Source organism: Streptomyces sp. NPDC054786 (assembly GCF_053611685.1).
The window spans coordinates 106,291-119,010 of record NZ_JBSHAW010000015.1; the positions used below are offsets into that span (position 1 = coordinate 106,291).

10 protein-coding genes are annotated in these 12,720 nt (G+C 70.2%); 3 read left to right on the forward strand and 7 right to left on the reverse strand.

The features are described 5' to 3' along the window. Positions 1-14 precede the first annotated feature (14 nt). Positions 15-584 (forward strand): transposase, encoded by a 570-nt coding sequence (locus ACWGI6_RS15065; protein ID WP_381845883.1) that lies wholly within the window; start codon positions 15-17, stop codon positions 582-584. On the opposite strand, the gene ACWGI6_RS15070 is transcribed toward ACWGI6_RS15065, so the two are convergent. Next, a complete protein-coding gene (locus ACWGI6_RS15070; RefSeq protein ID WP_453267902.1) occupies positions 578-1,030 on the reverse strand; it encodes a MerR family transcriptional regulator in 453 nt (150 codons plus the stop codon). The genes ACWGI6_RS15065 and ACWGI6_RS15070 overlap by 7 nt on opposite strands. A gap of 84 nt (positions 1,031-1,114) precedes the next feature. On the opposite strand from ACWGI6_RS15070, the gene ACWGI6_RS15075 reads away from it, so the two are divergent. Next, positions 1,115-2,062: an alpha/beta hydrolase gene (locus ACWGI6_RS15075; protein ID WP_453267903.1), complete on the forward strand. Its 948-nt coding sequence runs from the start codon at positions 1,115-1,117 to the stop codon at positions 2,060-2,062. A 23-nt stretch (positions 2,063-2,085) separates the two neighbouring features. Next, positions 2,086-2,493, forward strand: a complete 408-nt coding sequence (locus ACWGI6_RS15080; RefSeq protein ID WP_453267904.1) for an ester cyclase — start codon at positions 2,086-2,088, stop codon at positions 2,491-2,493. A gap of 151 nt (positions 2,494-2,644) precedes the next feature. Here ACWGI6_RS15080 and ACWGI6_RS15085 read toward each other — a convergent pair whose 3' ends face one another. From ACWGI6_RS15085 to ACWGI6_RS15110, 6 genes are all read right to left on the reverse strand, one after another. Next, positions 2,645-3,661 (reverse strand): SDR family oxidoreductase, encoded by a 1,017-nt coding sequence (locus tag ACWGI6_RS15085; RefSeq protein WP_453267905.1) that lies wholly within the window; start codon positions 3,659-3,661, stop codon positions 2,645-2,647. 29 nt (positions 3,662-3,690) lie between these two features. Beyond that, complete coding sequence (locus ACWGI6_RS15090; protein WP_453267906.1) at positions 3,691-5,493, reverse strand: glycoside hydrolase family 15 protein; 1,803 nt, start codon at positions 5,491-5,493, stop codon at positions 3,691-3,693. Between the two features lie 13 nt (positions 5,494-5,506). After that, entirely contained in the window at positions 5,507-6,631 is a 1,125-nt protein-coding gene (locus tag ACWGI6_RS15095) for an enolase C-terminal domain-like protein (RefSeq protein ID WP_453267907.1), read from the reverse strand. 2 nt (positions 6,632-6,633) lie between these two features. Next, positions 6,634-8,433 carry a thiamine pyrophosphate-requiring protein gene (locus ACWGI6_RS15100; protein WP_453267908.1) on the reverse strand — a complete coding sequence of 600 codons (1,800 nt, stop codon included), beginning with the start codon at positions 8,431-8,433 and terminating at the stop codon, positions 6,634-6,636. An 18-nt stretch (positions 8,434-8,451) separates the two neighbouring features. Further along, complete coding sequence (locus tag ACWGI6_RS15105; RefSeq protein WP_453267909.1) at positions 8,452-11,529, reverse strand: FAD-binding and (Fe-S)-binding domain-containing protein; 3,078 nt, start codon at positions 11,527-11,529, stop codon at positions 8,452-8,454. Between the two features lie 477 nt (positions 11,530-12,006). Further along, entirely contained in the window at positions 12,007-12,693 is a 687-nt protein-coding gene (locus ACWGI6_RS15110) for a UdgX family uracil-DNA binding protein (RefSeq protein WP_453267956.1), read from the reverse strand. Positions 12,694-12,720 lie beyond the last annotated feature (27 nt).

Genomic DNA, 12,720 nt, shown 5'->3' on the forward strand with positions numbered 1-12,720 from the left:
CACGTGCCTGGATCGTGTTCCTCGACGAATCAGGCGTCTCGCTGCTGCCCCAGATCCGCCGTACTTACGCACCTCGCGGCCGCACGCCGCTTCTGCGGCACCGGCTGAACTGGAAGCGTGCGTCGATGGCTGCGGCTCTGGGCTACCACTCCACCGACTTCGACCGCGGTCCTCGCCTGTGTTTCCACCTCAAGCCCGGCAGCTACGACACCATCGCTCTTATCGAGGTCCTTGAACAGGTCAAAGCGTTCTACCGTGGCGAGCCAGTGATCCTGGTCTGGGACGGCCTGTCCGCCCACTGGAGCCGGGCGATGCGAGCCTGGGTCACCGAGCAGGACTGGCTCACCCTCGAGCGATTACCCGCATACGCACCCGAGCTGAACCCGGTGGAACTGCTCTGGTCGTCGCTCAAGAAGCGCGAACTCGCCAACCTCGCCGGCGACCACCTCGCCGACGTTGCCGACGCCACCGAACAAGGCGTCCACAGGATCAACCACAACCAGCACCTGCCATGGTCCTACCTCGCCCACACCGGCCTGACCATCCAGCCACCACACCCACCGAACTTACGAAAAGATCAGTAGTTGTCACGGTTTGCCATAGCCTCCAGGGCGAGGCAGGTCGGTGTCTGGCCGGTCCACAGTGTGCCTGCGGTGCCGGCCTCGACGTGCTCGGCGTACAAGCGGCTTTTGGCCTCGATCACCGCGAGGTTCTCTGTCATCTGGGCCAGTTCGGCTCGCACACGGGTCTCATGGGTGCGCAGGAGTTCAAGGCGTTGCTGTTCGTTGCCCGGGCCGGCGGCGACCAGCTCGGCGTAGCGCCGGATGTCGGTCAGCGGCATGCCGCAGGCACGGAAGCGGTTGCAGAGCTGGAGCCATTCGACGTCGAAGGCGGAGTAGCGGCGCCGTCCGCCGCTGCTGCGTGCCACCGAGCCCAGCAGCAGTCCTTGTTTCTCGTAGTAGCGCAGGGTGTGGATGCCCAGCCCGGTGCGCTCGCTGACCTCGCCGATCGTGAGGTTGTCATCGTTCATGCTCACTCCCTTCTTGACCTAGACCGAGGTCTAGATCGTAGCTTCGTCGACGTACCTCGAAGCAACGACCCCGGAGCATGCACCATGACTCTTTCCCTCGACCCCGAGCTGGCCGCCGTGTTCGCCGCCCGTGCCGGTGACACGCCGCCCGCGCCATTGGCGCTCGGTGACTGGAAGACCTGGCGGGACAGCGTCGCCGCCGTCTATCCGACCTTGACCGCCGGCCTGGACCGGCCCGAGGTCGGGCATCAGGTATTCACCGCGGCCACGCGGGACGGCGCGCACATCGACCTGCACTGGTTCACCCCGCCCGGTGTGCCCGGCCCGACCGCGGCCGTCGTCCACGCTCACGGGGGCGCCTTGGTCGCCGGGGAGGTGGCGCACTTCGCACCGTTCATCGCCCAGTACGTCGCCGCCGCCGGTGTGCCGTTCCTGTCGGTGGAGTACCGGCTGGCCCCGGAGGCGACCGGCTCGGCCCCCGCAGAAGACGTGTACACGGGACTGACCTGGCTGATCGAGCACGCGGACGAGTTGGGCGTGGACGCGGCCCGGATCGCGGTGCAGGGCGAGAGCGCCGGAGCCACCTTGGCGGCGACCACGGCGATCCGCGCCCGCCGGGACGGCATCGGCCTGGCCCGGCAGATCCTCATCTACCCCATGCTCGACAACAGCGACACCCCGCTCGCCCCGCACCTGCACGCCTTCTCCGCCGACCTGCACACCCTGAAGAACACCGCCTGGCAGCTTGTACTCGGCGACACCCGCGCCCACGCCGACGACGCGCCCGCGACAGTCGTCCCCGCCCGCCTGGAGGACCATGCCGGCCTGCCCCCGGCCTACCTTGAGGTCGGCGAGCTCGACGCCTTGCGGGATGAGACCGTCGCCTACGCCCAGCGACTGTGGCTGGCCGGCGTCAGCACCGAACTGCACGTCCTGCCTGGCCTGAGCCACGGCTGGGACCACTTCGCACCCGGCATCTCCGTGCACGCACCGGTCCACGCCCGCCGCGTCACCCTCCTGAAGTCCCTCTGAACAGCCACCGGCAAGGAAAGACCATGAGTACCCAGGACCTGCGCAAGCTCTACCTCGACTACATCGAGGCCATCAACGCCCGGGAGTTTCACCGGATGGCCGAGTTCGCCCACGACACCCTCGTGCTCAACGGGGAACCGGTCTCACGGGACGACTACGTCGCCACGATGCAGCAGCACATGGACGCCGTGGACGACTTCGTCTGGCGTCTGGACGACCTCGCCATCGAGGACAACCGGGTGGCGGCCCGGCTCACCGACACCGGCACCCCGGTCAAGCAGTGGCTCGGGCTGGAGCCCACCGGCCGGAGCGTCACCTTCACCGAGTACGCCTTCTACCACTTCCGCGACGGACGCTTCGAGCACATGTGGTACCTGCTCGACGCCCAGACTATCCAGCAGCAACTGACCGCCCCGCAGTCAGTAGCCTGATTCACTGAGCTCTCCGCAGCCTTCGGACCGGCCCGGACGGTGTCGACTAGACGAGTCATTCCGAATGCTGACGGGGTGTCCGGGAACGCAGACAGGGCGTCCAAGATCGTCACTGATCGCATACGACCACTGATCATTCGGAATGACTCGTCTAGCAGCGGTTCCGGCGCCGGTGCACTGCACGGGACAGGGAGGCCGCGCCCAGGGCAGCGCCGAGCAGACCGCTCGTGACCGCGGGGTGACGGGCCAGCGCCGTCAGTGGCGAGCGGGCGCTGGAACGGTCGTCGAAGATGCCGTGGGCCCCGTAGTCGTGTCCGTCCTTGCCGTCGGCGGGATCCCAGAGGTTGCTGGGCCGGCCCGCCGACGCCGGCTCGTCGGTCTGCTGGGAGTCGAAGCCGGTGCGGGCGAGATAGCGGTCGAGGAGGGCGGGGGCGAGCTTGTTGGCCAGTACGGTGGCGACGGTCGAGGCGCCGATGGCGTACTGCTTGCGCCGGGGGTGGTCGGCGGCGTGGACGATGGCGCGGGCTGCGACCTCCGGCTGGTAGATGGGTTCTACCGGCTGCGGATGACGGGGGAGCCGGGAGAGCACCCAGGAGAATTGCGGGGTGTTGACCGCCGGCATCTTCACCAGGGTGACGCTGACCGCGCTGCCTTGGTGGAGGAGTTCCGTGCGCAGGGCGGAGGTGAAGCCGTTGATGGCGTGTTTGGCGCCGCAGTAGGCCGACTGCAGCGGCACGGACCGTTCGCCGAGTGCCGAGCCGACCTGCACGATCGTGCCTCGGTTCCGGGGCAGCATGCGCCGCAGTGCGGTACGGGTGCCGTTGACGAACCCCAGGTAGGTGACTTCGGTGACGCGCCGGTACTCGTCCGGCTCGATCTCGGTGAACGGGGCGAAGACCGACACGAAGCCGTTGTTGACCCAGACGTCGATGGGCCCGAACGCCTCCTCCGCGGCTTGCGCCGCCGCCTCGACCTGCGTGTGGTCGGCGACATCGGTGGGCACGCTCAGGGCGCGCCCACCGAGCGTCTCGATCTCGGCCGCGGCCGCGTCCAGACCTGCGGTTCCACGGGCCAGGAGTACGACCTTCGCGCCACGTTCGGCGAAGAGACGGGCGGTCGCACGGCCGATTCCGGCGCTGGCGCCGGTGATGACGACGGTTTGGGACATGAGCGGTCGGCTCCTTTCGAACGGGGTGGTCATGTGGGGCGGGGGCTGTCCGGGCGGCGGGCCTCCGGGCGGGCCAGCCGTGCGGAGGCTTCGAGGAACAGGGCGTGGACGAATGCCTGGGGCAGATTGCCCAGCAATCTGCGCTGGGCAACGTCGTATTCCTCCGCGTACAGGCCCGGTGCGCCGCAGGCGCCGCGGTTGCGTTCGAACCAGCGGTAGGCGTCGAGGTCGTGGCCTTGCTGGTGCTCGGCGAGCGCGGTGACGAAGCCGCAGAGGAGGAAGGCGCCTTCGGCTTTGCTGAGGGGGCGGTCGTCGTGCCGGAAGCGGTAGGCGTAGTAGCCGTCGGTCAGATTGGCGGTGTAGGCGCGGAGTGTGGCCCGGGTGCGGGGATCGTCGGTCGGCAGCAGGCCCCGTAGGGGAGGCAGCAGCAGCGCGGCGTCGAGCGAGGGGTCGTCGGGCGAGCGCTGCCAGTGGCCGTCAGGGTGCAGGGCGCGCCTTTCGGTATCGGCGAGGAGGGCGTCCGCCAGGCCCGACCAGTCACGGGCGGCCGGGCCGCGGGGCGCTGCGCCCGCCAGGCGGCGCAGACCGGCGGCGCAGATGAGGCGGCTGTGTGTCCAGTCCCGGTTGCCCAGTTCCCAGATTCCGGCGTCCGCCTCCCGCCACCGTCGCCTGACGGTGTCCGCGGCGATGCGAGCGGCCGCCCAGCCGTCGTCGTCCAAACGGCCGTGCTCGGCCGCGGCGGCGAGGAGCAGCAGTGCCTCACCGAAGCAGTCGAGCTGGAACTGCCGGTTGACGTGGTTGCCGATCCGGTCGTAGCCGCCGGGGTAGCCGGGCAGGTCGAGCGGGTGCTGGTCGGGGACGGGCTGCCCGGTCACGGTGTACGCGGGGCTGAGATCCGGTCCGTCGGCGTGGAGTCGGGCCGTGGTGAAGCGGACCGCGTCGTCCAGCAGCGGGCCGGGGGCGGCCGCGGCAACGGCCTGGCCCGCATAGGCCTGGTCGCGAATCCAGACGTACCGGTAGTCGTAGTTGCGGCCCTCCTCGGCGCGCTCGGGCAAGCTGGTGGTGGCTGCGGCGACCATTCCCCCGTCGGCGCTCGTCATTCCGCGCAGGATCGCATGCGCCTGCCGGGCGTCGCGGACCGCGACGGTGTCGGTGAGAGCGGGGACCGCCGAGGCCCAAGCCCGCTCGGTGGCCGCCCAGGCGCGCCCCGGATCGACGGCCGTGGTACGCAGCGGCCCGGCGCTCAGCTCCAGCACCAGGTCCCGCTGCTGCCCCTCCGCCAAGTTGAGCTCCAGCATGAACCGGTCGCCGTCCCCGCCGGCCGGCCGGGCGTCCTCGGCACCCGACCACCGCAACGCCAGCCCGCCCAGCCGTGCCTGCCACTCGCCGGTCGGGTCGCGCCGCACCTCGCGCATCGGCTCCCGTCCATAGGCCGCGACCGGATGCAGCACCACCTGCAACCGGGCCGGGCCCTCGCAGGCCACGATGCGTCGCAGCAGCACCAGTCGCCCGGTCTGCCCGGGGAACGCCAGCGCATCGCGGCACTCGACGATGCCGCTGCGCGTCACCCACCGGCTGCGCCAGATCAACGAACCGTCCTCATACGCGCCACCGGGCACGAACGGCTCCGCCGGAGTGACGGCATACAGGCCGCCGCCCCCGATGAGCGCGGCGAACACCGCCTCGTCGTGCCAGCGCGGTGCGCACAGCCAGCAGATTTCGCCGCGCGGCCCGACCAGGGCGCCGCGCTCGCCGTCGGCGAGCAGCGCGTAACTGCCCAGGTCCTGCGGCGGATAATGGAGGTCTTCGCCGGGCCGGTGGTCGGTGCTCATCGTCTCCGTGTCCTCAGGTGACGCGGTACGGGTCGGCACGGTCGGCGCGCAGCGTGAGCCCATGGCCGGGTGACCGGTCCTCGCCCGGCCGGATGGTTCCGCCCGCCGGGTCCAGCACGCCGCTGAAGAACAGGTTCTCGATACGCACGTGGTCGTGGAACCACTCCAGGTGCCGCAGGTTGGGTACGGACGCTGCCGCATGGGCGTGGACGTGCGGTGCGCAGTGGCCGGAGATCTGCAGAGCGGCCGCTTCGGCCAGGGCTGCCGCCCGCAGCCAGACGGTCAGGCCGCCGCATCGGGTGGCGTCGGCCTGCAGACAGTCCACGGCACCGGCCTGGAGGAGGTGCCAGAAGTACGGCAGCGTGTAGCCGTACTCCCCCGCCGTCACGTCGGCCGCGACGCCGGCCCGGACCTGCGCCAGGCCGGCCCGGTCGTCGGAGGAGACCGGCTCCTCGAACCAGGTCACCCCGTGCGCGTCGAGGCAGGGGCCGAGCCGGATTGCCTGTTTGCGGGTGAGGGCGCCGTTGGCATCGACATAGAGCTCCGTGGCGTCGCCGATGCTCCGGCGGGCGAGCGCGATGCGCCGCCGGTCGCGCTGCTCCGCGGTACCCCACGACTCACCGATCTTGATCTTGACCCGTGGAATGCCCTGCTCCGCGACCCAGGTGCGCAGCTGCTGGTCCTGCTGCCGGTCGTCGTACGTGGTGAAGCCGCCGCTGCCGTACACGGGCACGTCGGTGCCGCTCGCTCCCAGCAGCCCGACGAGCGGCACCTGAAGCAGCCGCGCCTTGAGGTCCCACAGGGCGATGTCGACGGCCGAGATGGCACCCGCGACCAGCCCGGGCCGACCCGCATTGCGCACCGCCCGGGACATCGCCTCGTTGGCGCCAGGCACATCCCACGCGCAGCGATCGGTCACGAGGCCGGCCAGCTGCTCATCGATGACCTGGGCGGTGGCCGCGGCCCCATAGGTGTAGCCCAGGCCCGTCGTGTCGCCGGAGCGGACCTGGACCACGACCATGGTGGTGGACTCCCAGGTCAGCGTGCCGTCGCCCTCGGGGGCATCGGTGGGAACCCGGTAGACCGAGGTTCCGACCGTCTCGACAACGGGGTCCGCGCCCCGGGCATGCTGTTGCACCGTCAGTCCTGGTGGTGCTTCCGGCCCGGGAGAAACTCCTGGACCTTGGCCTTCAAGCCCTGCTTGACCATCGCCGCACGGTCACTGTCGCCCTTGAGGACGGAGGTGGCCGCGGCCTCGATCTGGTCGAGGCTGGCGTGCGGCGGGATCGGTGGCACGGCCGGGTCGGTGCGGAAATCGATGACGAACGGCCGGTCGGCGGTGAGCGCCTGGCGCCAGGCGTCCTCGACGTCGTCGGGCTTCTCCACCCGTACGCCGCCGAGCCCGATGGACCGCGCGAAGTCGGCGTAGGGCACGTCCGGCAGCGCCTGCGAGGCGAGGAACTGCGGGGCGCCGGACATCGCGCGCATCTCCCACGTCACCTGGTTGAGGTCCTGGTTGTTCAGGACGGCGACGATGAGCCGTGGGTCGCGCCACTCCTGCCAGTACTTGGCCGCGGTGATGAGTTCCGCCATGCCGTTCATCTGCATCGCGCCGTCCCCGACGATGGCCAGCGCCGGCCGGTCCGGGTGGGCGAACTTCGCACCGATGACATAGGGCACGCCTGGGCCCATGGTGGCGAGCGTCCCGGACAGCGAGCCGCGCATCGTGCCGCGCATCCGCAGGTGACGCGCGTACCAGTTGGCGGCTGAGCCGGAGTCCGCGGCCAGGATGACATCGTCCGGCAGCAGCGGATCCAGCGCGTGCACGACATACTCCGGGTTGATCGGATCGGCCTCTACAGCGGCCCGTCGCTCCATCACCTCCCACCAGCGTGCCGTGTCCTTCGTGATCTTCTTTCGCCACTCACCGTGCTTCTTGCGCTTGAGCTGCGGCAGTAGCCGTTGCAGCGTCGCGCGGGAGTCTCCGACGAGATTGACCTCGAAGGGGTAACGCATACCGACCATGTGCGGGTCGATGTCGATCTGCACCGCCCGCGCCTGGTCCAGCTCGGGCATGAACTGCGTGTAGGGGAAGCTGGAGCCGATGACGAGCAACGTGTCGCAGTCCTGCATCAGCTCGTAGGAAGGGCGGGTGCCCAGCAGGCCGATCGCGCCCGTGACATACGGCAGGTCGTCGGGGAGTGCGTCCTTGCCCAGCAGTGCCTTGGCCACCCCCGCGCTGAGCACCTCGGCGACCTGTTCCACTTCGGCCCGCGCCCCGCGGGCGCCCTGCCCGATCAGGATGGCGACCTTCTCCCCCGCATTGAGCACCTCGGCCGCGCGGGCGAGGTCGTCATCGGTCGGGACCGGCTCGTAGGAGGCGAGGCCGAGGCTGGAGGGGACCATCTTGAAGTCGTGCGTCGGCGGCGAGTAGTCCAGTTCCTGGACGTCCGCCGGGATGATCACCGCGGTCACCGTCCGTCGGCCGTAGGCGGTACGGATCGCCCGGTCGATGGCGTTGGGCAGTTGCTCGGGGACGGTCACCATCTCGCAGAAGTCGGAGGCGACGTCTTTGTACAGGCTCTGCAGATCGACTTCCTGCTGGTAGGAACCGCCCATCGCACTGCGGTTGGTCTGCCCGACGATCGCCACGACCGGCACGTGGTCGAGCTTGGCGTCGTAGAGGCCGTTGAGCAGGTGGATCGCGCCGGGTCCGGAGGTGGCCGCGCAGACGCCGACCTTGCCGGAGAACTTGGCATACCCGACGGCCTGGAAGGCGGCCATCTCCTCATGCCGCGCCTGGACGAACTTCGGCTTGTTGTCGGCGCGTTCCCAGGCGGCGAGCAGCCCGTTGATGCCGTCACCGGCATAGGCGAAGACATGCTCGACGTCCCACTCGCGCAGACGCTGGAGGATGTGGTCGGAGACCTTGGTGGACACTGAAGCTCCTTTTCCGGTTCAGGTGCGTCGTCGCAGGAGCGCCGCGCCCGCTGCGCAGGCCGCCGCGCCGACGGCGGCGAGGGCCGCTGCGGTGGCCAGACGGGCGTCGCGGGCATCGGGGCGCGGGCGGTCGACGAGTTTTTCTGGGTAGTGGGCGGGTGCCGGGCCGTCGAGGGCGAGCGCGAGCGCCTCGGCCAAGTGCAGCGCGCCCCGGCCGGTACCGCCGTGCGCGATCTGGGTACGACAGCTGAAACCGTCCGCCAGGACCAGCGCCCCGGGCGACGCCGCGCGCACAGCGGGCAGCACGCCCAGCTCCCCGATGTCCATCGACAGGCCGTAATGACCGTGTTCGAAGCCGAAGTTGCCCGCCAGGCCGCAACAACCGGCGTCCAGCACCTCGGCCTCCAGTCCGGCCCGGCGCATCAGTTCCCGGTCAGCGTCGTCCTTCAGCACCGCGTGCTGGTGACAGTGGGTCTGGACGATCGCCGTGCGGGCAGGCCGTGGCGGCCGCCAGTCGTCGGGGGCGTGGTTGACGAGCTGTTCGGCCAGCGTGCGGACCTGCCCGGCCAGCCGCTGGACGTCCAGGTCTCCGGGGAACAGCTCCGGCGCGTCGGAGCGGAAGACCGCGGTGCACGACGGCTCCAGCCCGATGACCGGTGTGCCGGCATCCAGCCAGGGGCGCAGCACGTCGATGGTCCGACGCAGCACCCGCTTCGCCGTCTCCAGCTGACCGGTGGAAATCCACGTCAGCCCGCAGCACACGCTCTGCTCCGGGACGGCGATGCGGAAGCCGGCGTCCTCCAGGACGCGCACCGCAGACTTCGCGACGTTCGGATGAAGGTGGTTGCTGAACGTGTCCGGCCAGAGCACCACCGCTCGGGGGTCTGCGGGGTCCGGCTGCGGTAGGCCCCGGGCCCGGAACCACTCGGCGAAGCTCTGCTCGGCGAACGCCGGCGCCTCCCGCTCAACCGCTACGCCCGCCACCCGTTTGCCCAGCCGCGCCAGCCCTGGCGCGTGCAGAACCGCATTGACCAGACGTGGCGCTACCCGGGCGAGGCGAGCCCACAACGGCAGCCAGCCCAGCGCATAGTGTGCGGCCGGGCGCAGCCGATGGGCGTAGTGGTGCGAGAGGAACTCTGCCTTGTAGGTCGCCATGTCGACGCCGGTGGGGCAGTCGGATTTGCAGCCCTTGCAGGCCAGGCACAGATCGAGCGCGTCTCGCACTTCCGTCGAGCGCCAGCCGTCGGTGACGGACGAATCAGGATGTCCGTCGAGCATCTCGAACAGCAGCCGCGCCCGGCCGCGGGTGGAATGCTCCTCCTCGCCGGTGGCCCGGTAGGACGGGCACATCACCCCGCCGCTGTGGGACCGGCAGTTGCCGATCCCCACGCAGCGCAGCACGGCGCGGCGGAAGGAGTGCTCGTCCTCGGGATAGCCGAAGTGCGTCGCGGGCTCCGCCGGCCGCCACTCCGCCCCCAGCCGGAGCCCCTCATCGACCCGGCGCGGGGCGACGACCTTCCCTGGGTTCATCCGGTTATCCGGATCGAACAGCGCCTTCATCTCCCCGAAGGCCGCCACCAGGCGCTCCCCGAACATCTTCGGCAGCAGCTCGCCACGCGCCTGCCCGTCGCCGTGCTCGCCGGAGAGCGACCCGCCGTACGACACCACCAGGTCGGCTGCGCGCAGCAGGAACCGGCGGAAGTCGGCCACGCCGTCGGCACTCTTCAGATCGAACGGGACCCGGGTGTGCACGCAGCCCTGGCCGAAGTGGCCGTAGAGGGAGGGGTGGTCGTAGCCGAATTCCTCGAAGAGCTTTTTGAGGTCGCGAAGGTAATCCCCGAGCCGCTCCGGCGGGACGGCCGAGTCCTCCCAGCCCTCCCAGGTCTCGCGGTCGTCGGGCGGCCGCGCGGTCACCCCCAGGCCTGCCTCGCGCGCCCTGAGCATCTGCTGCTCGCGCTGCGGATCGTCGGAAAGCACCACCGACGGGTCGTCCTCGTCACGCCCCAGCGCCCGCAGCAGATCGTGGCCCTGCCGGTCGACGTCCGCCACGGTCTCCCCGCTGAACTGCACCAGCAGCCAGCTGTCGCCCTCCGGGAGCCGCTCCAGCGAGTCCAGATAGGCGCCCTCCTCGCGCATCAGCTGCGCCATCCGCCCGTCCAGCGCCTCCAGCTGCGTGGGGCGGCACAGCTCCAGCAGGCGCGGCACGTCGTCCGCCGCGGCACAGATGTCCGGGTACCCGAGTACCACCATGGACTCGCTCTCAGGCACCGGTACGAGATCCAGCTCTGCCCGCAGCACGGTAACGAGCGTGCCCTCGCTGCCCACCAGAGCGCGCGCGAGGTCGAAGCCGTTCTCCGGCAGCAGCGAGTCGAGGTTGTAGCCCGACACCCGCCGGGGAATCTTCGGGAAGCCCCGGCGGACGTCCCCCCGATAGCGGTCGATGAGCTCCCGCGCCCCCGCATACAGCTCCGCCCGGCGGCCACCGGATGCCACGACCCGGTCGTACTCCTCGTCCGAGGTGGCCCCGACCCACATCCGGACGCCGTCGTAGGTGAGAATCTCCAGCCGCCGCACGTTGTCGACAGTCTTGCCGTACGCCTGCGCCGACGCTCCACACGAATTGTTGCCGATCATCCCGCCCAGCGAACAGTGGCTGTGCGTCGATGGCTTGGGACCGAACTTCAGTCCTTGACCGGCGAGTTGGCGATTTAGCTCGTCCAGGACGATGCCCGGCTCGACCACACAGGTGCGCCGCTCCGCATCCACCGTCACCAGGCGGTTGCAGTACTTCGTCCAGTCAATGACGACAGCGGCATTGGTGCACTGTCCACCCAGGCTGGTCCCGCCGCCGCGGGAGAGCACCGGCGCCCCGAACTCCGCACACACCGCGACCGCGGCCGCGCCGGCCTCGACACTCCGCGGCACCACCACCCCGATCGGCAGCTGCCGGTAGTTCGAACCGTCGGTGGAGTACGTGCCCCGGCTTCCCGCGTCGAAACGGACCTCGCCGTCGACCCGGTCCCGCAGGGCCCGCCGCAGAGCCTTCGTGGACAGGCCGGGCGCTCGGACTTGAGCGGTGCCTGCGTCGTGCTCCATCGCCACACCTCCCACCGGTCGGACAGCCGCCGTCAGTCGGCCACACGACACGCGTTCCCCTGAAGGGGGCCAGATAACGCGTGGATCAGCGCGGATTGCGCCGGGTGGAGCTGTGGGGACGGCAGGACGGCCTGTCATGCCCGGGCACTGCGCTGTCTCCCGCGCCCGCCGGTATAAGGCGTCCGCACCCAGCCCCGGGCCGGGACCGGCGGCTACGACATCCAAGCCACGGGCTCGTCGAGCGCCTCCGGCGAGCCAGAAGTTGTGCTGGGCCTGCGGCAGTGCCAACCGGCCGAGGACGAGTCCTTCGTGGGCGTGACCGAAAGCGGCGCCTACCGGCCCTACCGGCCCTGCCGTCTCTGCCGTCTCTGCCTTCCTGATCATGGGGAGTCTCACAGAACGAAGCGTCGCGGTATGTGAGCTCGACGGCTCGCCATCGGCCTTCACTCGCTGATCCCTGGGCGGCTCGCTCAGCCCTCAGCCCAACGCTCCGGCAGCCACTCGGAGATCTGACACGAGCCCCGCGTAAGCCGCTTCGCGCTCATCGGACCGGAGGATCGCCGAAGGATGAACAGTGGCGACAATCAGCCCTGGCTCTTGGCCGTCCCGACCCTCGGTCGAGCGTTGCTCCGCTTGGGGCAGCGGAAGGAGAGCGCCGCGGTCCTTGGTGACCCGAAACGACGGGCCGAGCAGTGCCTTACCGGCAGTCGCTCCGAGGGCCACCACGACCTCAGGGTGCACGAGACGCAACTCGGCACTCAACCAAGGGCGGCAGGCCCGCATCTCCCGCAGACTCGGCGGCTTGTGAATCCGTCGCTTCCCCCGCCCCGCCACCTCGAACTTGAAATGCTTGACCACATTGGTGAAGTAGGCATGCTCCTCGGCGATTCCCACCTCGCCCAGCGCAGTCCGCAGCAGGCGTCCGGCGGGCCCCACGAACGGCTCGCCCGCCCGGTCCTCCTGATCTCCCGGCTGCTCGCCGACGAACATGATCCGTGCAGAGGATTCGCCCGCCCCGAAGACCGTCCCGGACGCGTCCTCGAACAGCGGACAGCCCTGACAGCGCGCGGCAGCACGCCGATGCGCCGGGAGACCACCACGGCGCGGCAGAAACGGAGTGGCGTCGTAATCGTCTCCTCCCCCCGGTGCTGCACCTGCGACCATCACCGTCACCTCCCGCACGACCCCAGT

Coding starts and splice junctions, on each gene's coding strand:
- ACWGI6_RS15110 (WP_453267956.1), bottom strand. CDS start 12,693: ATGGTCGCAGGTGCAGCACCGGGGGGAGGAGACGATTACGACGCCACT.
- ACWGI6_RS15075 (WP_453267903.1), top strand. CDS start 1,115: ATGACTCTTTCCCTCGACCCCGAGCTGGCCGCCGTGTTCGCCGCCCGT.
- ACWGI6_RS15085 (WP_453267905.1), bottom strand. CDS start 3,661: ATGTCCCAAACCGTCGTCATCACCGGCGCCAGCGCCGGAATCGGCCGT.
- ACWGI6_RS15105 (WP_453267909.1), bottom strand. CDS start 11,529: ATGGAGCACGACGCAGGCACCGCTCAAGTCCGAGCGCCCGGCCTGTCC.
- ACWGI6_RS15070 (WP_453267902.1), bottom strand. CDS start 1,030: ATGAACGATGACAACCTCACGATCGGCGAGGTCAGCGAGCGCACCGGG.
- ACWGI6_RS15090 (WP_453267906.1), bottom strand. CDS start 5,493: ATGAGCACCGACCACCGGCCCGGCGAAGACCTCCATTATCCGCCGCAG.
- ACWGI6_RS15080 (WP_453267904.1), top strand. CDS start 2,086: ATGAGTACCCAGGACCTGCGCAAGCTCTACCTCGACTACATCGAGGCC.